Here is a 22,950-nt window from a genome sequence, read left to right as displayed (position 1 = left end):
TAAAATAACTCAATGAAAAAGGTAATAGAGACAAGGCTCTACTACCTTCTGTAAATTATATCACATTTTCATAACATTGACTATTTCAAGTTTAATCCCTTCTTATATAACATCGGCTTTTTCTTCTTAGCCTTTTTCCCTGTTAATAAAGAACCTACTAGTAAGAAAGTCGGAATTGATGACAAACCTCCAATTAATAACCAATCTCTTGCTTGTATCGGCATTGTGCTAAAGATCGGTTGTAACGGTGGATAATATATAACCACTAGCATAAGTAGTAACGAAATAATAACCGCCCCTACTAAATACACGTTCCCAAATGGATTACGGTGAAAGACAGAATGCTCACTACGACAATCAAATACATGAATAAGCTGTGCAAGTACCAACGTCGCGAACGCTACAGTTTGTGCATATTTCAGTTCATTTGGATGTTGGTTATACGCAATAATAAACGCCACTAACGTCACTGCTCCAATTAAAAACCCTCGACTTATTATTTTCCACGCAAGCCCTCTAGCGAATACCCCTTCTTTCGGGTGACGCGGTGTTCTCTTCATCACATCTCCTTCAGCCTTATCCAAACCTAATGCCATCGCTGGTAAACCATCAGTAACTAAGTTCACCCATAAAATTTGAATAGGAACCATCGGCAGTGGTAATGCAAGTAACATCGCAAATAACATAACTAAAATTTCTCCAACATTTGACGCCAATAAGTAGCGAATGAACTTACGTATGTTCTCGTATATATTTCTTCCTTCTTTAATCGCTGACTTAATTGTAGCAAAATTATCATCTAGTAAAACAAGTGAAGAGGCTTCTTTTGCAACATCTGTCCCTGTAATCCCCATCGCTATCCCAATATCCGCTGTTTTTATAGCTGGAGCATCGTTCACTCCATCACCTGTCATCGCTACTATATGTCCTTGATTTTGCAATGCTTTAACAATTTTCAATTTATGCTCAGGTGATACACGAGCGAATACATACGTATCTTCTACAACATTTTCTAATTCCTCCACATCCATATTCGCGAGTTCTACTCCTTCAACAACGCGTCCATCTGGTGGTAAAACTCCTAATTGTTCAGCAATCGCCATTGCTGTCACTTTATGATCACCTGTAATCATTACTGTTCGAATACCAGCTTCTTTACACTCTTTTACCGCCTGCGCGACTTCTGGCCTTGGCGGGTCAATCATACCTTGTATCCCAACCAACATAAAATCTTTTTCAACGTCTCTTTCATGTTCAATAGAATCCGTGACTTTTAAAGGTTTAAACGCAACTGCAATTGTTCGAAGCGCTTGACTACCTAAGCTATGAATAGCCGCCTGTACTTCTTTTCTATATAGCTCACTTAACGGCTGCTGCTTATCCCCCCATAAGATTGTTTGGCTCATTTGCAAAAGAACATCCGGTGCTCCTTTCGTAACAATAAACTTTTTCCCCTCTCGATCTCGTACAATAACACTCATCATTTTTCGAGTTGAATCAAATGGAAATTCACGAATAATTTCAAATTTCCCTTTCAATGCCTCACGTGTTATCCCAGCTTTCATTGCTGCAGCTACAAGCGCTCCCTCTGTTGGATCTCCATCTAATACGTACGCCTTTTTCTTTTGCATAATATTTGCATTGTTACATAGTGAACCAAATGTAAGTAGCTGATAAAGTGATTTTGTCTTAGCTGGATTCACTTCTTTTTCACCTTTCATAAAAGAGCCATTAGGTTCATATCCTTGCCCTGTCACTTTCCACAATTCTCCGCCTGACCACATATGTGTTACCATCATTTTGTTTTGCGTCATTGTTCCCGTTTTATCAGAGCATATAACAGAAGCGCAGCCTAACGTTTCTACGGCCGGTAACTTCCTTACAATTGCTCTCTTTTTTATCATACGCTGTACACCAAGTGATAAAGCTACTGTAACAATTGCTGGCAATCCTTCTGGAATAGCCGCAACAGCTAGCGATACCCCAGCTAAAAACATATGATATACTTCATTCCCTTGATACACACCAGCCAATACAACGAGCGCTGTCAAAATAAGAGCTACAATAATTAATATTTTTCCGAGCTGTTCTAACCTTCTTTGCAGTGGCGTTTCCATTTGCTCTGCATTTTGCAACATATTTGCAATTTGCCCCATCGCTGTATTCATACCAGTTGCTACAACGACTCCTGTACCAGATCCTCGCGTAATCATTGTCCCCATAAAAGCCATATTTTTTTGATCACCAATTGCAACATCTTGCCCTTGCAATGCTTCTACCTTCTTTTGTACAGGTACGGACTCCCCTGTCAAAGCAGACTCTTCAATATATAAACTTGATGCCTCAACAAGACGCACATCAGCCCCAATACGATCACCACTGGAAAACTTAATAATATCACCTAAAACAAGTGCTTTAGATGGTGCTTTTACCCACTTTCCATTCCGCATTACAGTAACTTGCGGGGCGGCTAGTTCCTTTAAAGCTTCCAATGATTTTTCAGCTTTTCTTTCTTGAAAAAAGCCGAGAATACCATTGATAATAACAATGGCAACAATAGCAATAGAATCAATGTATTCACCTAAAAACGCAGAAACAATTGTTGCTCCAAACAAAACGAGTACCATGAAATCTTTAAACTGTGCTAAAAATACCATTAGTGCAGAAGGCCTTTTTGCTTCTTCTAATTCATTAGTACCAAATTTCTTTACTCGCCCTTCTGCTTCTTTCTCTGTAAGTCCAACCTTTACATTCGTATTCGTTCTTTCTTCCACTTCATGTGCTCGCATTCCATACCAGTTCATCCTGCTATCGACCTCCTGATTCCAGACATACTCTATTGAAAGCTTATTCAGCCTCGTCCAAAAAAATGCTATAATTAACATTTAGTTAGAAAGGAGTGTTCATTTATGGCATTCGATGGATTATTTACAAGAGCGATTACACATGAAATTGAAAATTCTCTTTACACAGGAAGAATTTCCAAAATATATCAACCTTCAAAATACGAGATTTTATTACATATTCGAGCGAATGGAAAGAACCAAAAACTAATTCTTTCATCTCATCCTACATATGCGCGTATGCACTTAACGAATCAAAACTACGATTCGCCAGCAATACCGCCGATGTTCTGTATGCTTCTTCGCAAACATTTAGAAGGTGGATTTATTGAAAAAATTGAACAAATCGACTTAGAACGCATTATTCAAATTACAGTTCGCAGTCGTAATGAGATCGGAGACGAATCATTAAAAACATTAGTAATTGAAATAATGGGACGACATAGTAACATTATCTTATTAGATACGAAAACAAACGTGATTTTAGATAGCTTAAAACACGTTTCATTAGCCGTAAACCGTCACCGAACTGTATATGCTGGTGCTGAGTACGTCGCGCCACCAGCCCAACATAAAATCAATCCTCTGCAAATTGAAACCGCAGATGATTTTATTAGACCGCTAGACTTTCTATCTGGAAATATGGATAAACAACTCGTCGGTGCTTTCATGGGAATATCCCCATTATTTGCAAAAGAAGTAGTAAAGAAAGCCGGTATGGTAAACGAGAAAGCATTATCAGAAGCATTTTTCTCTGTACAAACACCATTACTATCTCATGCATATACACCTACAATGATTACTGCAAATGGAAAAGAATTCTTTTATCTTTTCCCTCTTACACACTTGCAAGGAGAAGAAAAAACATTCTCATCAGTGAGCGAATTGTTAGATCGTTTCTTCTTTGGCAAAGCAGAACGTGATCGTGTAAAACAACAAGCTCATGATTTAGAACGCTTTATGCAAAACGAAAAAAATAAAAACGAGAAAAAACTCATTAAACTCGAAAAAACACTGCAAGATGCTGGAAAAGCAGATAAATATCAACTATTTGGAGAGCTACTTACAGCCAATATGTACGCTTTAAAAAAGGGCGATAAAGATATTGAGGTCGTTAATTATTACGATGAGAATGGTGGAACTGTAAAAATCACATTAGATCCTTTAAAAACACCATCTGAAAATGCACAACGCTATTTCCAAAAGTATCAAAAAGCAAAAAATTCAGTTGTTGTTGTAGAAGAACAAATTGAAAAAACAAATGACGAAATTCTTTATTTTGATAGCTTACTTCAACAAATGGAAGCTGCTTCTTCAAAAGACATTGAAGAAATTCGTGAGGAATTAGCTGAAGAAGGTTATGTGCGCAATCGCAAAACGAAAAACGCAAAGAAAAAGCCTACTAAACCAGTATTAGATAAATATGTAGCAAGTGATGGCACAGAGATTTTCGTTGGTAAAAACAATAAACAAAATGATTATTTAACAACGAAGTTTGCCCGCCGTGATGAAATTTGGTTACATACGAAAGATATACCTGGCTCTCACGTTGTCATTCGTTCTTTAGAGCCTGCTGAAGAAACTTTACTAGAAGCTGCCAAAATTGCTGCCTATTACAGTAAAGCGAAAGAGTCTAGCTCTGTACCTGTTGATTTCACCAAAATACGCCATGTCAAAAAACCGAGTGGTGCAAAACTTGGTTTTGTTACGTACGACAATCAGCAAACCGTATATGTAACACCAGATGCTGATATTGTAATGAAATTAAAAGCATAAATAAAAAAATGCGTTGCTTGTATGCAGCGCATTTTTTATATGTTTTCAATTTCGTTGCTATATCCATTCAATATTGTCAAAAAAATTGACAGTATCATTTCACATTTGTATAAATTTTTTTACAGCATGTAAATAAAGTACAAGTGTAACTCCAATCATTTTTCCCCATCCCCCTGCTATTCATTGAAGCAATCTAGATTTTATGAACAAACCGTCTCCCACAAATTACGGGCTATTTTTTTATCTCCCCTAAAATATATGTTGTCCCTACTATCCTTTCTTCAAATATACATTTTGGCACGCTATTTGCTTTATTCAATACTATGAATAGGAGGAATTAACATGACTTTAAAAATTAATAAAATCCAAAATCAACTACAAAACTATGAAATTGACGGGTTACTTATTACAAAAAAAGAAAATCGCCAATATGCAACAGGCTTTACAGGTAGCGCTGGCGTCGTCTTAATCTCTGCCGATCAAGCTGTTTTTATCACTGATTTCCGCTATGTAGATCAAGCAAAATCACAAATAAAAGATGCTGAAATTATTATGCATAAAGGAAATTTAGAAAAAGAAATTGCACATCAAGTATCGAAATTAAACATTCAAAAACTTGGAATTGAAGAAAACAACATGACATTGCAACAATATAAAAACTTGCAAAAATACGTACAGGCGGAAATGATTCAAGTGTGCGAAATTATCGAAAATATTCGTATCATTAAAGACACGCCTGAAATAGAAACAATGAAAATTGCAGCTAATATCGCGGACGAAGCATTTCACCACATTCTTACGTTTCTAAAACCAGGAATAAGTGAAAATGCTGTACGAGATGAATTAGAATTTTTCATGCGAAAAAAAGGTGCTGCATCTTCATCATTTCAAATTATTGTAGCTTCTGGTGTTCGTTCTTCTCTTCCACATGGAGTTGCATCAAATAAAATAATTGAACGAGGCGACATCGTTACATTAGATTTCGGTGCACTTTATGACGGATATTGTTCTGATATAACACGTACTGTAGCAATAGGGGAACCATCGGAAGAATTCAAAAAAATATACAATGTTGTACGAGAAGCGTTAAAACGTGGGACTGAAGCGATTAAGCCTGGAGAAACCGCGAAAAGTATCGATGATGTAACAAGAAACTACATTACAGATTGTGGATATGGTCAATATTTTGGTCATTCTACTGGTCATGGTCTTGGCTTAGAAATACATGAACCTCTTCGCTTATCCCAAGAAAGTAAAGCTACATTAAAAGAAGGTATGGTTGTTACAGTTGAACCAGGTATTTACATACCAAACTGGGGCGGTTGTAGAATTGAAGACGATATCGTCATTACAAAAGACGGATATGAAGTTATTACAAAATCAAATAGAGAACTAATTGTAATCCCTTGTTAAAATCATGGCCTTTTTAAAAGGAGTTTTTCTCTACACATAGAATTCCTTCTCTGGAGTATTCGTTTAAAGAGGGGGAATTTAAATTGAATTTTGTAATTGATAAAATAGAGGGTTTACAAGTAGAATTTTCAAATCTTGTTTCCATGATGAATTACGCTCGCTATACAACAATGCAAGCAGTGGAAGGTTTAACAATTGAAGAACTTGATTATTTATATGATAAGGACGCAAATTCAATTGGTATGTTATTGTACCATATGGCTGCTATTGAATTTTACTACCAAATTCATACCTTTGAAGACCGTGAACCGACGGAAGCTGAATTAGAACATTGGTTACCTGCTATTGAGTTAGGGAACCTTGGACGCGAGAAAATAAAAGGAAAATCTATAAAATTTTACATCAATACATTACAAGAAGTACGTTCCAAAACGATTGCAACATTTCAATCATTACCTGATGAATGGCTGTTTAAAACAACAGACTTTTGGTATGACAAACCAGCTAACAACTACTTTAAATGGTTTCACGTTTTTGAAGATGAAATCAATCATCGCGGACAAATTCGTTTAATTAAAAAAATGCAAAAAGCCCATTCAGTAAAATGAGAAAATGCCACCGAATAAGGTGGCATTTTCTTTTATTCATTAACGAATAACTTTTCGTTTAATTTTTTAGTGACTATCGCTACCAACATTAAAATGCAAATTAAATATAGTAATTTCGCAATAAACAACCATCCTTGAAACATTACAATTCCATCTATTATTTCATTTCCTTTTAATAACAAAAATGGGATCATACTAATTATAATGATAAACTCGATACTGAAAAGCATTTTCTTTTTTCGACTATATGCTTTCCATTCATTCCAGCGATACATAGGAGCAAAAATCAATACGCCAATACATAATATAACTGGTACCCATCCACTGTTAAGAAATTGCCCTGAAATAACTGATAATAGTAAACAAACGAGCACACCATAATATCCTATTCTCTCTCTTATTCGTACTCCCCCATTCTACTTCTCCTCAAATTCCATTTTTAGGATCAATTGTATTGTAACATCCATTTATCGTCCTTACCATTACAGTACATGAAATTTTACTTTTTTCTTTTTCCTATACTCACATACTTTCACTGCTTTCATACAATAAACTACACGAATGCCTAAAGGATGTGAATGTTATGGGAGTTGAATTAACGCTATTACACGCTCTCTACATTATTTGTTTACTCACTATTATTACCTTTTTTATTCTCCGGAAAGATACGACGATTATTTGTATCGTTTTTATCTTTTTATTAGCATTAACTGCAACAAGTTCTATCCCTCTTGCCATTAGCGGGATTTTTCAAAGTTTCATTTACGCCATTACTGAGCTATTACCAACTATATTAATCATCTCCATTATCGTATCAATGAGCAATTTACTCGTTCATACTGGCATAAATGATACGATGATTTCACCATTTACAAAAATGATTCGTACACCTACACTCGCCTACTGGATTATCGGCCTTTTAATGATGACCATTTCTTTCTTCTTTTGGCCTTCTCCAGCTGTCGCCTTAATGGGAGCTATTTTATTGCCGGTTGCTGTACGTGTCGGTCTTCCTCCAATTGGGGTTGCAATTGCTATGAACTTATTCGGACACGGCATCGCCTTATCTGGCGACTTCGTTATTCAAGGTGCACCGAAATTAACTGCAGACGCGGCTGGTCTCCCTGTTTCCAGCGTCGTATCTGCAAGTGTTCCACTTGTTATCGTTATGGGCATTGTGACAACTTCCGTCGCTTTTTTCTTCTTACGAAAAGAGTTTCATACAGGCTTATCTATACAAGAATCTATTCCATTAACTGCGTCTTCTAAAACGCTCACTTCATTATCTCCTCGCACAAAGAAATGGCTCGCTATATGTATCCCTACCGTATATATCATTGATATCCTTTGCATGATTCAATTTAAACTACAAGGAAGCGACGCAACTGCACTTATCGGCGGAACGACTGTTATTATGATTATCATCATTTCACTCATCGCCTACAAAGGTAATGGACTAAATAAAACAACCGATTATTTTATAGAAGGGCTCCAATTTGGATTTAAAATCTTTGGTCCAGTTATTCCAATTGCTGCACTCTTTTATTTAGGAGATAGCGGCTTTGTGAAAATTATCGGAGACTATTTACCGAAAGGTTCACATGGAATCATTAACGACTTAGGTATTGCCTTATCTCAAACGGTCCCTTTAAACCAATACGTATCGGCGGGAACATTAACTATCGTTGGTGTCATAACAGGCTTAGATGGATCTGGTTTTTCCGGTATATCGCTTGCTGGTTCCATTGCAAACCTTTTCGGAACAGCTTTAGGTCATGGAACAGCTACATTAACAGCACTCGGACAAATTGCGGCTATATGGACCGGGGGCGGGACGTTAATTCCTTGGGCGCTTATTCCTGCTGCTGCAATTTGCAAGGTAGATCCATTTGAACTGGCACGCCGAAACTTTTTACCGGTTGTTATCGGTTTAATTGTCACCACTATCTTTGCGATGTTTATTTTATAACGTAAGCAAGTGTTCTCTTGCTTACGTTTTTTCTTGTAAAATTCATCATGAATTACTGGTTTTCAACAGGGATTCGTTATCCCTTAGCGAAATTATATTAGGAGAGTAATTTTTTCAAAACGTTTACGAGAAACAGATTACTGCAATTAGAAAAGGGGACATAACTATGAATGAATTGATTTTCGTCTTATTAATTTGTCCGTTACTTATCTTTATCGTTTCTGTTATTGGAACGCGCAAGTCGAAAACGTATTACGTAATGCCGATTGTAACGTTTGCTAGTTTTTTAATAATAGGTGTTATCGCCTTTACTCCAAAATTTTTCTTTTGGGTCGGCATGTATAGCATTTTCTCATTTATTGTTTCTTATGTGACTCTATTGTTTGTAAGAGGATATAAGCTTGCAGAAAGCACTAAGTAGTTAAGGAGATTGTAATATGATTTTCTTTGATATTGATGGAACTTTACTTGAATTTTTAACAATGATATAAAAAAACGACCGCGTTCCCCCGCAGTCGTTTTTTTCGTGTTACGCTGTGATCCAAGCTTCGTTAGCTGGATTTTTACGCCACTCTTGTAATTTTTTCGTTTCAGCTTGTCCAATCATACCTTTTTCTGCTGCTACTTCAGTTAATGCACTGTAATCGCTTAAAGAGTATGATACTACGTTAGCTGCTTCTAGTTTTTCTTTTCCTGCTTCAAGCTCGTATGTGAAGATTGATACGATTCCTAATACTTCACATCCAGCTTCGCGAAGTGCTTCTACACATGTAATTGCACTACCGCCAGTTGAAATTAAGTCTTCTACTACTACGACTTTTTGACCTTTTTCAGCTTTTCCTTCGATTTGGTTCCCTTTACCGTGACCTTTTGCTTTACTACGTACGTAGCACATTGGTAAATCCATACGATCGCTTACCCATGCAGCGTGCGCAATACCAGCAGTTGCTGTTCCTGCAATAATTTCTACAGTTGGGAAGTGCTCTTTAATTAACTCTTCTAATCCAGCTGCAATCGCTTGACGTACTTTTGGATAAGATAAAGTTAAACGGTTATCACAATAAATTGGTGATTTCATACCTGAAGACCAAGTGAATGGATCATTCGGTTGTAAAAATACTGCTCCAATTTCTAATAAATGCGATGCGATTTCTTTTTTCATACTGTTACACCTTCCCACTGTTGTTTTACTGTTTTATACGCTTCAAGCGGATTTTCTGCTTTTGTAATACTACGTCCAACTACGATGTAGCTTGAGCCAAGTTCCCTCGCACGTTTCGGTGTTGCTACGCGCACTTGGTCATTTACATCATCGCTTGCAAGACGAATCCCCGGTGTTACTGTTACAAATTCATTTCCGCATACTTCACGTAATTTTGGAACTTCAAGTGTTGAACAAACAACGCCATCAAGTCCACTTTCTTTCGTTAATTTTGCATAATGAGCAACCGCTTCTTCTAACGTTTTCTCAATGCCGATCTCTTTTTTCATCATAGCTTCCGAAGTGCTTGTTAGTTGTGTAACTGCAATACAAATCGGTCTCTCTTTTCCTTCTTGCTTACCTTCCTCTAATCCCTCAATCGCAGCTTTCATCATGCTGCTTCCCCCAGCAGCATGAACATTTACCATATCAACATCTAGACTAGCTAGGCTACGCATAGCGCTTTTTACTGTATTCGGAATATCATGAAGTTTTAAATCTAAGAAGATCTTATGTCCCTTTTCTTTTAAGTACGTAATAATCGCAGGGCCTTCTTTGTAAAATAACTCCATACCTACTTTGACAAATAACTCTTCCCCTTCAAAGTGGCGTAAGAATTGTTCTACTTCTTGTTTCCCTGGAAAATCTAGTGCAACGATTAACGACTGTGACATGTTTGCTTCCAGCTCCTTCCTTGACATTCCGAAATGTGATCAAATCCTAATTCATCTAATAATGCTGGTAACTCTTCAATAATTGTCGGACATACGAACGGATCGATAAAGTTCGCTGTACCTACTGCAACTGCGCTTGCGCCAGCATAGAAGAATTCAATTACATCTTCAGCTGTTTCAATACCACCCATTCCGATAATTGGAATGTTAACCGCTTGGCTTACTTCATGTACCATGCGAATTGCTACTGGCTTAATCGCAGGACCTGATAATCCGCCTGTACGGTTTGCTAAAATTGGTTTAGCTGTTTTTAAATCTAGACGCATACCAAGCAATGTATTAATCATCGTTAAACCATCTGCACCTGCATTTTCAATCGCTTTTGCAATTTCTACTATGTTTGCCACGTTCGGTGACAATTTCACGTATACAGGTACTTCAGAAACCTCTTTTACTCGCTTCGTTAAATCAGCAGCAATTTCAGGATTTGTACCAAAGGCGATACCACCTGTTTTTACGTTCGGACAAGAAATGTTTAATTCTAGTGCATGGACATTAGGCGCTTTAGAAATTTCCTTCGCAACCGCTACGTAATCCTCAGCTTGTGAGCCTGCAACGTTTGCAATAATTGGAAGGTCAAATTGTTCTAACCATGGTAATTCCGAATTCATTACTTTGTCTAATCCCGGGTTTTGAAGTCCGATTGCATTTAGCATGCCGCCTGGTGTTTCAGCAACACGAGGCGTTGGATTTCCATAACGTGGTTGTTCTGTCGTCGCTTTAATCATGATTGATCCTAGTACACTTAAATCGTAAAACTGTGCATATTCACGACCAAACCCAAAGCATCCAGATGCCGGTATAATTGGATTTTTTAATGATAATCCTGGTAATTCAACTTGCAATCTGTTCATAGTACAACCTCCCCGATTGGAAATACTGGTCCGTCGCTACACACCTTCTTGTAAGAATGTCCACTTGGATCTTCTTGTAAGTGGCATACACATGCGAAACAAGCTCCAATACCACAGCCCATACGTTCTTCTAATGAAATATAGGCTTTTTTCTCTTTGTAACGTCCTTCTAATGCACGAAGCATCGCTAGCGGACCACATGAATAAAGAATATCAAAGTCAATTCCGTAATTATCAATTACATCTGTGACAAATCCTTTTGTACCGTGTGTACCGTCTACTGTCGCAACGTACGTATCACCAAGTTCTGCAAATTTTTCTTCATAGAAAACTACATCTTTCGTTTGAAAGCCTAAGATGTGAATAACACGTACACCTTTTGCAACGAGGCGCTGTGATAATTCATAAAGTGGTGGTACACCAATTCCCCCACCTACTAGTAAAGCTGTTTGACCAGCTTCTGCTTCTTCTACAGGAAAACCGTGTCCTAATGGTCCTAGTACATCTACCATTTCACCTTGTTTTCTAGTTGCTAATGTTTTTGTCCCTTGTCCTTCGGCACGATATAGCATTGTAAATTCGTTCTTCTCTTGATCTACATTACAAATACTAATTGGGCGGCGCAGAAGGGGCGCAATGCCCTCTGCTACCTTAATGTGTACAAACTGCCCTGGTTCGTTCATTTGCTGTACTAACGTTCCTTGAAGCACTAATTCGTAAATATTTTTTGCGATTTCTTTTTGGTTAACGACGATCATATTTTGCTTTTGCATCATGCATGTACCACCTCGTGACGCTTTGTTTGCGTAATTTCTTTCATTGAATGAGCTGAGAATGTCATAGATTCTAATACTCGTAAGATTGCTCTTGTTGTATCAAGTGATGTTAAGCAAGCCACACCATTTTCTACTGATTCACGGCGAATGCGGAAACCATCACGCGCTGGTTGTTTACCTTTTGTTAATGTGTTAATTACAAACTGTGCTTTTCCTTGACGGATAATATCTAGTAAGTTGTAGTCTTCAGAATCAATTTTGTTTACAACTTGTACTGGGATATTTTGCTCTTCTAATGATTGTGCTGTTCCAGCTGTTGCTAATAAGTTATAGCCGATTTCGTGGAAACGTTTTGCAATTTCCATCGCCTCTTCTTTATCTTTATCCGCTACAGTAATGATTACTGAGCCGTGCGTTGGGATGTTAATTCCAGAAGCAACTAATCCTTTATATAATGCTTTTTCAAGCGTTAAGTCTTTACCCATTACTTCCCCTGTTGATTTCATTTCAGGTCCTAATGTTGTATCAACTGAGCGTAGTTTCGCGAATGAGAATACCGGAGCTTTTACATATACTTCTTTCTCTTCTGGGTGATAGCCAGTTCCGTATCCTTGCTCTACTAGGTCTTGCCCTAAAATAACTTTCGTTGCAACATTCGCCATCGGTACGCCTGTAATTTTACTTAAGAACGGTACTGTACGGCTTGCACGTGGATTTACTTCAATTACGTACACTTGATCTTTGAATACTACAAACTGGATATTTAGTAATCCAACAATGTTTAATCCTTTTCCAAGTGCAATTGTATGTTCAATGATTTGTTCTTTTAGTTTTTCAGATAAACTTTGTGGTGGATATACTCCAATTGAGTCACCAGAGTGAACTCCAGCGCGTTCAATATGTTCCATAATACCTGGAATGAATACATTCTCACCATCGGAAATTGCATCTACTTCAATTTCTTTACCAACCATGTAACGGTCGATTAATACTGGGTGATCTGCATGAACTTTAACTGCATTTTTCATGTAGTGCAGTAGTTCTTCTTGACGATATACGATTTCCATCGCACGTCCACCTAGTACGTAAGATGGTCTTACTAATACTGGGTAACCAATTTCTTCTGCGATTGCTACCGCTTGTTCTACAGTCGTTGCTGTTTTACCAACTGGTTGTGGGATGCCAAGTTTTGTTAAAGCAGCTTCGAATTTATCACGATCTTCTGCACGATCTAAGTCTTCAAGTGATGTTCCTAAAATTTTCACACCGTGTTCTTCTAGTTTCGCTGCTAAGTTAATTGCCGTTTGTCCACCGAACTGAACGATAACACCTTCTGGTTTTTCTAAATCGATAATATGCATTACATCTTCAATCGTTAATGGTTCAAAGTATAATTTGTCAGAAATACTGAAGTCTGTTGAAACTGTTTCTGGGTTGTTGTTAATGATAATTGCTTCATATCCAGCTTCTTTAATTGCCCATACTGAGTGAACTGTTGCGTAATCAAACTCAACACCTTGACCAATACGGATCGGACCAGATCCTAGAACTACTACACTCTTACGATCTGTTACAATCGATTCATTTTCGTCCGCATATGTGCTGTAGTAATATGGCGTTGCAGATTCAAACTCTGCCGCACAAGTATCTACCATTTTGAATACTGGCATCATATTATTTTCTTTACGCATATCGTAAATTTCGCGCTCCGTTTTGTTCCAAGCTGCTGCAATGTAGTGATCGCTGAAGCCCATTTCTTTTGCAGTTTGTAGTACTTCCATATTTCCTACATTCGCTTTTACTTCACGTTCCATATTTACGATGTTTTCAACTTTTTGTAAGAAGAAGAAGTCCATTTCACACCATTCATTGATTTCTTCTTTCGTTACACCTTGGCGAATTGCTTCTGCTACAATAAACAGTCGTTCATCATCCGCTTTAATGATACGTTTTTTCATCGTTTCTTTATCAAGTTCTTTTAAGTGGTCTAATTCTAAGTGATAAATGCCAAGCTCTAAAGAACGAACTGCTTTTAGTAATGATTCTTCTAAGTTACGTCCGATTGACATAACTTCACCAGTTGCTTTCATTTGTGTTCCAAGCGTTCTGTTCGCTGATTCAAACTTATCAAACGGCCAACGTGGAATTTTTGAAACAACATAGTCTAACGCTGGCTCGAAGCAAGCGTAAGTTTTTTGTGTTACTGGGTTTACGATTTCATCTAACGTTAAGCCGACTGCAATTTTTGCTGCTAATTTCGCAATTGGATATCCAGTTGCTTTAGATGCTAGTGCAGATGAACGACTTACACGTGGATTTACTTCGATTACATAGTATTGGAAGCTATATGGATCTAGTGCAAGCTGAACGTTACATCCACCTTCAATTCCTAGTGCACGAATAATTCGTAATGACGTGTTACGTAACATTTGGTATTCACGGTCGCTTAGCGTTTGGCTCGGTGCTACAACGATTGAATCACCTGTATGAACACCAACTGGATCGATGTTTTCCATGTTACACACTACAATCGCGTTATCATTTGAATCACGCATTACTTCGTATTCAATTTCTTTACAGCCAGCAATACTTTTCTCTAATAAACATTGTGTTACTGGGCTATGTTTTAAACCACTTGTTACGATTTCAATTAGCTCTTCTTCGTTATGACAAATTCCGCCGCCCGTTCCTCCTAATGTGAACGCTGGTCGAACGATTACTGGGTAACCAATTTCGTTTACAAATCCATATGCTTCATCAAGGTTATGAATAATTTCACTTGGTGGTGTTGGTTCATTTAAATCTTGCATTAATGTACGGAATAAATCACGATCTTCCGCTTGCTCGATTGCTGATAATTTTGTTCCTAAAATTTCAACTCCGCACTCGTCAAGTACGCCTGATTTTGCAAGTTCAACAGCCATGTTTAAACCTGTTTGACCACCTAATGTTGGTAGGATTGCATCAGGACGTTCTTTACGAATAATACGGCTTACGAATTCTAATGTTAATGGCTCGATGTATACTTTATCTGCTGTTGCAGTATCCGTCATAATTGTTGCTGGGTTAGAGTTAACAAGGATTACTTTGTAACCTTCCTCTTTAAGAGATTGACAAGCTTGTGTACCAGAGTAGTCAAACTCCGCTGCTTGCCCAATTACAATTGGTCCTGATCCGATTACTAAAATTGTGTTAATGTCTAGGCGTTTTGGCATAACTCTTCCCCTTCTTTCTTGAAGTTTTCAATCATTGTTAAGAAATCTTCGAATAAATCATTTGCATCTTCTGGTCCCGCTGAAGCTTCTGGATGGTATTGTACTGTAAATGCCGGGAACTTCTTATGACGAAGACCTTCTACCGTTCCATCGTTTAAAGCAACATGTGTAATTTCAAGATCTGTATTTTCAACTGATTCTTCTTCTACTGCGTATCCGTGGTTTTGAGATGTAATTGCTACTTTTCCAGTTGCAAGATTTTTTACTGGATGGTTTAAACCACGGTGACCAAATTTCAACTTACTTGTATTTGCACCTGATGCTAGAGCGAACAATTGATGTCCTAGGCAAATTCCGAATAAAGGAACTTTACCGATAATGTCTTTTAACATTTCAATTGCTTCTGGTACATCTTTCGGATCTCCAGGTCCATTACTTAACATAATTCCATCTGGGCTAAGGCGTAAAATTTCTTCCGCTGTTGTGTTGTAAGGAACTACAATTACATCACAGTCACGCTTATTTAATTCTCGTAAAATACCATGTTTCATACCGAAGTCTACTAGTACAACTCGGTGACCACGACCTGGGCTTGGGTATGGATCTTTCGTTGATACGCGTTTTACATGATCTGTAAATACTGTCGCTTTTAATTGGCTTACAATGTACTCTACATCTGCATCCATGTTACAAAGGCGTCCACGTAATGTACCGTATTGACGAATTTTTCTCGTTAATTTTCTCGTATCAATCCCTGCTAATCCTGGGATATTTCTTTCTTTCAAGTAATCATTTAACGAAATTTCATTACGGAAGTTTGATGGGTGATCACAAATTTCGTTTACGATTAAACCATTTACAGATGGGTGAATGGATTCAAAATCGTCACGGTTAATGCCGTAGTTTCCGATTAATGGGTACGTGAATGTTACGATTTGACCGCAATATGATGGATCAGATAATGTTTCTTGATATCCAGTCATTCCTGTTGTAAATACAACCTCACCTGACTTTTCGATTTCGCCTCCGAAACCTGTTCCAATTAATACTGTTCCATCTTCTAAGATAAGTTGTCTTTTCATACTAATGCACTCTCCTTTTGCCATGCGATCTTACCACCAACGATTGTCATTACCGGCCATCCTTGGCATTTCCAACCTGCGAATGGTGTATTTTTTCCTTTTGATAAGAATGTTGTTGGGTCAATCTCTTCTTCTTGTTCTAAATCAATGATTGTAATATCAGCTGCTCTACCTTCTTTTAGGCGACCTGCTTCTAAGCCGAATGTATCAGCTGGCTTTTCTGTTAAGAATTGAATTAACTGTTCTAGCGTAATAACTCCCTTTTTCACAAGGTTTGTGTATAGAAGCGGGAATGCTGTTTCAAAACCAGTAATTCCAAACGGTGCTCTTTCAATTCCTTGTGCTTTCTCTTCCGCTGTATGCGGTGCATGGTCAGTTGCGATCATATCGATCGTTCCATCTAATAAACCTTCAATTAATGCTGCATGGTCTTCTTTTCCACGAAGCGGTGGGTTCATTTTAAAGTTAGGATCAGCTGATGGGATATCATCTTCACATAACACTAGGTGATGCGGTGTTACTTCTGCTGTTACTTTAATTCCAGCGCGTTTCGCATCACGGATTACACGTACAGAACCTTTCGTACTTACATGACATACGTGATAGTGGCAATCTGCTGCTTCAGCAAGCAGTATATCCCTTGCAATATGTACAGATTCACATACTGATGGGATACCGTTTAATCCGTGTTTCTCAGAAAACTTCCCTTCATGTACACAACCTTTATTAATAAGCGTATTCTCTTCACAGTGCGCAACTACTGCCATATCTAATTTTGCTGCACGTTTCATAGCCGCTAACATCATGCTCGCATCTTGTACGCCTACGCCGTCATCTGTGAAAGCAAATGCTCCAAGTTCTTTTAATGTTTCGAAATCTGTCATTTCAGAACCAGCTTGACGTACTGTAATTGCTCCGTATGGTAGTACGTTAACATGAGCTTTTTCTTCAATACGTTTTTGCAAGTCTTCCATATGTTCTCTGCAATCTGGTACAGGGCGTGTATTTGGCATTGCGCAAATTGTAGTGAATCCACCTTTTGCCGCTGCTAGTGTACCTGTTTCAATTGTTTCTTTATGTTCACCACCTGGTTCACGAAGATGTACGTGTACATCTACTAATCCAGGTGCGATTAACTTTCCGTTCACATCGATTACTTCAGCATTATCTGCCGTAATATTTTCTGCTACCTTAGCGATTTTACCGTCTTGTACGAGAAGATCCGTTGCTACGATTTTTCCTTCTTCATTCATATAACGACCATTTTTAAACAAATAATTCATGTTTCATTCCTCCTAATACATTTGGTAAGGCGCGTTTTAGTACAGCCATTCTTACGTAAACTCCATTTTCCATTTGTTTAAATATACGTGAACGCTCACACTCAACAAGTTCACTTGCAATTTCAACATCACGGTTTACAGGAGCTGGATGCATAATAATGCTTCCTTCTTTCATACGCTTTTCTCTTTCTACTGTTAATCCGTGTTTCTCATGATATTCTTTCATAATGTCTGTTTCATAATGATCATGACGCTCATGTTGTACACGGAGTAACATCATTACATCAACTTCTGGAACAAGTTCATCTAATGGTTTGTATGTTCCAAATGTGTTGTCTTCATCTTTCCACTCTTCTGGACTTGCAAAGTAAATTGTTGCACCAAGCTTCGTTAATGCTTCTGCATTAGAACGTGCTACTCGGCTATGACGAACATCTCCTACTATTGCAATCTTCAAACCTTCAAATCTTCCAAACTCTTGTTTAATTGTAAGAAGGTCCAGTAGGCACTGTGTTGGGTGGTTTCCGCATCCATCTCCAGCATTTAAGATTGGAATATTCACCTGATCTTTTAGTTCATCGAAGTAGCGATCTTGCTCGTGGCGGATGACCACTGCTTTTGTTCCGATTGATTCTAGTGTTCTTATCGTATCGTATAGAGTTTCTCCTTTTTGTACGCTAGATGCATCAGCTGAAAAGTTTAAAACATCAAGTCCTAATCTCTTCTCAGCAACTTCAAAGCTAAATCTCGTTCTCGTACTATTCTCAAAGAACAAGTTCGCAACAAAAGTTTGCTCTGTCGTTTTGCTCTCTTTTCCATTCGCAAAATCTTCTGCATCTTTTAGGATTTCTGAAATTTCTACTTCCGATAATTCACTCATCGTTAACAAATGGCTCATCGTCATCCCTCATCTTTCTGATTTTTATGTTACCACTTCTGAATTTTTATAACAACCTTTGCATAAAAATACCCTAATCGTGTGAGACTAGGGTGCAAGAAAGAAGCCACCCTTTCCGGTCTCACAGGACTGAATTAAAAGGTTATCATTATGAAGCAATCTGCTTAGATTGTTTTATTTGTTTCGTTTCCGGTAGTAGTAGATTTAACAGTACACCTACAATTGCTGCTAGTGCCATTCCTTCTACTTGGAATGATTCTCCTACATGAAGTACCGCTCCACCAATACCGATTACTAATATTACTGATGCAATCATTAAGTTTCGTTTGTCACTTAAATCTGTTTTATCATCTACCATCATGCGTAATCCGCTTGATGCGATTACACCGAACAGTAAGATTGATACACCACCCATAACTGGTGTTGGGATCGAATGAATCAGTGCAGAAATCTTACCGATAAATCCGAACATGATTGCAAATACTGCTGAACCGATGAATAAGTATACACTGTATGCTCTCGTAATTGCTAGCACACCGATGTTTTCACCATACGTTGTATTCGGTGGCCCACCGATTAGTGACGCGATTAATGTTGCTACTCCGTCACCGAAGATTGAACGGTGTAAACCTGGTTTTTCAATTAAATCTCTTTTAATAACATTTCCAAGAACAATTTGATGTCCGATATGTTCTGATATTGTTACTAGTGCAACTGGTACCATCAAGAGTACAATCTTCCATGAAAACTCTGGTGTGTATGTTACAAATGGTACTGTGAAATCTGGTACAACAAACCATTTTGCCTCAGCTACCGGCTTTAAGTCTACTAGCCCTTGGAAGTAAGCGAAGATATATCCGCCGATAATGCCAAGTAACACTGGTATGATACTGAAAAATCCTCTTCCAAATATCGAGCATATAATTGTAATTGCTAATGTTACTAACGCTACTGAAAAGTGTGTAAAGCTATATTTGCCATCCGCACCGTTCATCGCCATGTTAACTGCTGTATGTGCTAAAGCTAGACCGATTACCATTACTACTGGACCAACTACGATTGGTGGTAGTAATTTCATAATCCACTCTGATCCTGATTTCTTAATTCCGAGTGAGATTAAGATGTACACAAGTCCTGCTAGCAAACCACCAAGCATTGCCGCTCCCGGTCCACCTGCCGTTTTCGCTGTTATAATCGGTGCGATAAAGGCGAATGATGATCCTAGATAAGCAGGTACTTGACCTTTCGTTATAAGAAGAAACGCTAACGTTCCTAATCCACTTGATATTAATGCTACTGATGGATTCAATCCTGTTAAAAACGGAACAAGCACTGTTGATCCAAACATCGCGAACAAATGTTGTATACTTAAAAATAACCATTTTCCCGGTTTCGGTACTTCATTAACGTCTAACACTGGCTTTTGTTCCATTGTTACATCCTCCTTCAGTTTAAATCTTTGCAATAAAAAAACTCTTTGTGCCTGTGCACAAAGAGTCCTACACTTTCGTATGCCAAATTTGACATATGAAAGCCAAGACCCTTTGGCAGCCTCACAGGACTACATTTAAAAGGGCTTTACTTATCGTATATGCTTACTCGATCTTGTTGATCTGTCTCTTGCAAATCAACTTCGATACGCTCTTCACTTGATGTTGGAATATTCTTCCCTACATAATCAGCGCGAATTGGTAATTCGCGATGACCTCTATCAACAAGAACCGCCAATTGGATTTGAGATGGTCTACCTAAATCCATAAGAGCATCCATTGCTGCTCGAACTGTTCTTCCTGTATATAATACGTCATCCACAAGGATAACTTTTTTCTTCGTAATATCTACAGGGATATCAGAACCTTTTACAAGTGGTTCTTTATTTTTCGATTGTAGTGTTAAATCATCACGATATAACGTAATGTCTAACTCTCCAACTTCCATTTCTTTTCCTTCAATTTGACCAATTCGTTCTGCCAAACGTTGTGCAATAAAAATTCCACGAGTTTTAATTCCGACAAGAACACAATTATCGACACCTTTATTTCGTTCCACGATTTCATGACTAATTCGTGTTAAAGCGCGGCGAATCATTTGGTCATCTAAAACGACAGCTTTCTCTTGCATGCTCTACACCTCCAAGCTTTTTTCTTGCGTGAGAGTAATGGTATAAAAAAAGTCCTCTCAGCGTGTGCGAGAGGACTTTTGAAAAAAGGGTACAACATACCCTAAGTATTTCAAACCGTTACCTTCTCAACCTCACGGGGCTGTGTTAAAGGATCATTATTTAACTGTTGTCAGTATCTCAGTTTTCTTATGATTTGTCAATACTATTTTCGTAAAATATTTAATGCGTCTTCAAACACTTCTGGAATCGGTGCCTCAAACTGAATATATTCACCAGTACGAGGATGATCAAAGCCTAAAATACCCGCATGAAGTGCTTGTCCATTCATATCTAACGTTTTCTTCGGACCATACTTCGGATCTCCTGCAAGTGGATAGCCAATATATTTCATATGAACACGAATTTGGTGCGTACGTCCCGTTTCTAAGCGACATTCTACAAGTGTAAAGTCTTTAAAGCGTTCTAACACTTGGAAATGCGTAACAGCGTTCTTACCATTTTCATCAACTGTCATACTTTGACGCTCTTTCTTATCACGAGCAATCGGAGCATCAATCGTTCCCTTATCATGCGGAATCACACCGTGTACAATCGCTTTGTAACGTCTCGTTACTGTTTTTGCTACAAGCTGATTTACAAGCGATTCATGTGCCATATCATTTTTAGCAACCATTAATAGTCCAGATGTATCTTTATCGATACGATGCACGATACCTGGACGCATTACACCGTTAATGCCTGATAAGTCTGTACAATGGTGCATAAGGCCATTTACAAGTGTACCACTTGTATGTCCTGGTGCTGGATGTACAACCATCCCACGTGGCTTATTTACAACAAGCACATCTGCATCTTCATAATAAATTTCTAAATTTAAATCCTCTGGTTGAATATCTAACTCTTCTGGTTCAGGAATTGTTACTGTAATTTCATCTTCTTCTTTTACTTTATAATTCCCTTTTACCGCTTTCCCGTTTACTGTCACAACTTCATCTTTAATCCATTGCTGCACTTGCGTACGTGACCATTCGTTATTTATCCCTGTAACGAATTTATCAATTCGCTCGTTTTTTTGCTCTGCTGCAACTGTTACTTGTACTACTTCACTCATTCAATTACTCCTTCGCTTTCTTGCCTTCTAATAATGTTTGAATAATAATTAATACAACACCAATACATAATGCTGAATCAGCTATATTGAATACTGGATAGTTGTACGAGAAAATATACACGTGAATGAAATCCACTACTTCTTGTCTAAATACACGATCAATAAAGTTACCAATTGCCCCGCCCAAAATTAGGCCTAACGAAATACCTAGAAGCTTGTCTGTTTTCGCATACTTTTTCATATAAAATACAATAAACACTACAAAAACAACTGTAATAATGTAGAAGAACCACATTTTATTTTCTAAAATACCCCAAGCAGCGCCTCTATTTCGATGTGATGTTATGTATAATACATTGTCGATAATCGGAATACTCGTACCCAATTCCATGTTCTTTACAATTAACCACTTCGATATTTGATCGATAGCAATGACGAATAACGCTATTACATAATATATCATTTTCATTTCCCCCACAAAGACAGTGTACCTCAAAATTTTAGCATAGCTGCTACCTTTTCACAATGAACCTTTATAGAAGAATAAAATAAATTAAAAAAAGGTAATATAATATCGTTGTGCGTATTCATACATTTACCTTTTCATAAAAGAATTCATGAATCGTACGGGCAGTCGGCATTGTCTTCATTTGCTTTGTCGAAATTAATCTCCCCGTATCTTCACAAATACCATACATGTCTATTTCCATTTTAAATAATGCGCGTTCTACATCCTTTAAATCCTCTTTTATATCATGTAATAGCAATTTTTTCTTTATCTCTTCCTTAATTTCATATCCAAGCTCTTGGCTGAACTCGACATCATATTTGTGCATTACTTCTTTAGCTAGTCTCTCTTGCAACTCTTTTCTCATCAATTGCAATTCTTCTTTTATTTCCATGTAAATTTCATTCACGTGTACATTCCTCCTAGCTGTAATGTACAGTTAGTGTGTCCGAAATTTATTTGCTTACCTCACACACATTTTTCCTTCACAGGAAAGAGTCTGAAAGTGATTTTGATATGCCATCAACAAAAAAACTGACTGCATCAATAGCAGTCAG

The 22,950-nt window shown here is 37.7% G+C and carries 20 protein-coding genes; 5 read left to right on the top strand and 15 right to left on the bottom strand.

The window, feature by feature from the left end:
* Positions 1–80: 80 nt before the first annotated feature.
* Positions 81–2,804 (bottom strand): calcium-translocating P-type ATPase, SERCA-type, encoded by a 2,724-nt coding sequence (locus ACTFP3_RS14900; RefSeq protein ID WP_006928320.1) that lies wholly within the window; start codon positions 2,802–2,804, stop codon positions 81–83.
* Positions 2,805–2,909: 105 nt separating this feature from the next.
* Between ACTFP3_RS14900 and ACTFP3_RS14895 the strand changes: the two genes are divergently transcribed.
* The 3 genes from ACTFP3_RS14895 to ACTFP3_RS14885 all read left to right on the top strand — a co-directional run bounded on the left by ACTFP3_RS14895 (position 2,910) and on the right by ACTFP3_RS14885 (position 6,640).
* Complete coding sequence (locus ACTFP3_RS14895) at positions 2,910–4,619, top strand: Rqc2 family fibronectin-binding protein (protein WP_149215159.1); 1,710 nt, start codon at positions 2,910–2,912, stop codon at positions 4,617–4,619.
* A gap of 342 nt (positions 4,620–4,961) precedes the next feature.
* Positions 4,962–6,032 carry a M24 family metallopeptidase gene (locus ACTFP3_RS14890; RefSeq protein ID WP_000172800.1) on the top strand — a complete coding sequence of 357 codons (1,071 nt, stop codon included), beginning with the start codon at positions 4,962–4,964 and terminating at the stop codon, positions 6,030–6,032.
* An 83-nt stretch (positions 6,033–6,115) separates the two neighbouring features.
* Positions 6,116–6,640 (top strand): DinB family protein, encoded by a 525-nt coding sequence (locus ACTFP3_RS14885; RefSeq protein ID WP_001012051.1) that lies wholly within the window; start codon positions 6,116–6,118, stop codon positions 6,638–6,640.
* A gap of 32 nt (positions 6,641–6,672) precedes the next feature.
* On the opposite strand, the gene ACTFP3_RS14880 is transcribed toward ACTFP3_RS14885, so the two are convergent.
* Entirely contained in the window at positions 6,673–7,041 is a 369-nt protein-coding gene (locus ACTFP3_RS14880) for a YoqO family protein (protein ID WP_049107494.1), read from the bottom strand.
* Between the two features lie 182 nt (positions 7,042–7,223).
* Here ACTFP3_RS14880 and ACTFP3_RS14875 point away from each other — a divergent pair, with 182 nt between their 5' ends.
* Both ACTFP3_RS14875 and ACTFP3_RS14870 read left to right on the top strand, forming a co-directional pair.
* The gene (locus ACTFP3_RS14875; protein ID WP_006928318.1) at positions 7,224–8,609 is read left to right on the top strand and encodes a hypothetical protein; all 1,386 of its coding nucleotides are present in this window, start codon (positions 7,224–7,226) and stop codon (positions 8,607–8,609) included.
* Between the two features lie 166 nt (positions 8,610–8,775).
* Positions 8,776–9,030: a YbeF family protein gene (locus ACTFP3_RS14870; protein WP_006928316.1), complete on the top strand. Its 255-nt coding sequence runs from the start codon at positions 8,776–8,778 to the stop codon at positions 9,028–9,030.
* A gap of 108 nt (positions 9,031–9,138) precedes the next feature.
* Here the strand turns inward: ACTFP3_RS14870 and pyrE are convergent, their stop codons facing one another.
* The 13 genes from pyrE to ACTFP3_RS14805 form a co-directional block, all read right to left on the bottom strand.
* Complete coding sequence (pyrE, locus tag ACTFP3_RS14865) at positions 9,139–9,771, bottom strand: orotate phosphoribosyltransferase (RefSeq protein WP_000711443.1); 633 nt, start codon at positions 9,769–9,771, stop codon at positions 9,139–9,141.
* Complete coding sequence (gene pyrF / locus ACTFP3_RS14860; RefSeq protein ID WP_006928308.1) at positions 9,768–10,484, bottom strand: orotidine-5'-phosphate decarboxylase; 717 nt, start codon at positions 10,482–10,484, stop codon at positions 9,768–9,770. Before pyrF ends, pyrE begins: the two co-directional genes overlap by 4 nt.
* Entirely contained in the window at positions 10,469–11,398 is a 930-nt protein-coding gene (gene pyrD, locus ACTFP3_RS14855) for a dihydroorotate oxidase B catalytic subunit (protein WP_001081049.1), read from the bottom strand. Before pyrD ends, pyrF begins: the two co-directional genes overlap by 16 nt.
* Positions 11,395–12,174, bottom strand: coding sequence for a dihydroorotate oxidase B electron transfer subunit (pyrK, locus tag ACTFP3_RS14850; RefSeq protein ID WP_000983359.1), 780 nt, complete (start codon positions 12,172–12,174; stop codon positions 11,395–11,397). The genes pyrD and pyrK overlap by 4 nt, the downstream gene beginning before the upstream one ends.
* A complete protein-coding gene (carB, locus tag ACTFP3_RS14845; protein ID WP_001126101.1) occupies positions 12,171–15,389 on the bottom strand; it encodes a carbamoyl-phosphate synthase large subunit in 3,219 nt (1,072 codons plus the stop codon). The genes pyrK and carB overlap by 4 nt, the downstream gene beginning before the upstream one ends.
* Entirely contained in the window at positions 15,374–16,471 is a 1,098-nt protein-coding gene (locus ACTFP3_RS14840; RefSeq protein ID WP_000828680.1) for a carbamoyl phosphate synthase small subunit, read from the bottom strand. Before ACTFP3_RS14840 ends, carB begins: the two co-directional genes overlap by 16 nt.
* A complete protein-coding gene (pyrC, locus tag ACTFP3_RS14835) occupies positions 16,468–17,754 on the bottom strand; it encodes a dihydroorotase (protein WP_001108367.1) in 1,287 nt (428 codons plus the stop codon). The genes ACTFP3_RS14840 and pyrC overlap by 4 nt, the downstream gene beginning before the upstream one ends.
* On the bottom strand, positions 17,738–18,652 hold the full coding sequence (pyrB, locus tag ACTFP3_RS14830; protein WP_000018849.1) for an aspartate carbamoyltransferase: 915 nt from the start codon (positions 18,650–18,652) through the stop codon (positions 17,738–17,740). The genes pyrC and pyrB overlap by 17 nt, the downstream gene beginning before the upstream one ends.
* 148 nt (positions 18,653–18,800) lie before the next feature.
* Complete coding sequence (gene uraA / locus ACTFP3_RS14825) at positions 18,801–20,084, bottom strand: uracil permease (RefSeq protein ID WP_000435928.1); 1,284 nt, start codon at positions 20,082–20,084, stop codon at positions 18,801–18,803.
* A gap of 146 nt (positions 20,085–20,230) precedes the next feature.
* On the bottom strand, positions 20,231–20,773 hold the full coding sequence (gene pyrR, locus ACTFP3_RS14820) for a bifunctional pyrimidine operon transcriptional regulator/uracil phosphoribosyltransferase (RefSeq protein ID WP_001156491.1): 543 nt from the start codon (positions 20,771–20,773) through the stop codon (positions 20,231–20,233).
* A gap of 203 nt (positions 20,774–20,976) precedes the next feature.
* Entirely contained in the window at positions 20,977–21,885 is a 909-nt protein-coding gene (locus tag ACTFP3_RS14815) for an RluA family pseudouridine synthase (RefSeq protein ID WP_000005833.1), read from the bottom strand.
* A 4-nt stretch (positions 21,886–21,889) separates the two neighbouring features.
* The gene (lspA, locus tag ACTFP3_RS14810) at positions 21,890–22,348 is read right to left on the bottom strand and encodes a lipoprotein signal peptidase LspA (protein WP_000642180.1); all 459 of its coding nucleotides are present in this window, start codon (positions 22,346–22,348) and stop codon (positions 21,890–21,892) included.
* A 124-nt stretch (positions 22,349–22,472) separates the two neighbouring features.
* Positions 22,473–22,802 (bottom strand): molecular chaperone DnaK, encoded by a 330-nt coding sequence (locus ACTFP3_RS14805; RefSeq protein WP_001002955.1) that lies wholly within the window; start codon positions 22,800–22,802, stop codon positions 22,473–22,475.
* Positions 22,803–22,950: the final 148 nt, after the last annotated feature.

Origin of the sequence: Bacillus cereus group sp. MYBK5-2 (assembly GCF_051915685.1) — a bacterium.
Taxonomy (GTDB): domain Bacteria; phylum Bacillota; class Bacilli; order Bacillales; family Bacillaceae_G; genus Bacillus_A; species Bacillus_A cereus.
Note: the sequence above shows the minus strand (reverse complement) of the source record. Positions and strands in the feature narration are given on the sequence as shown.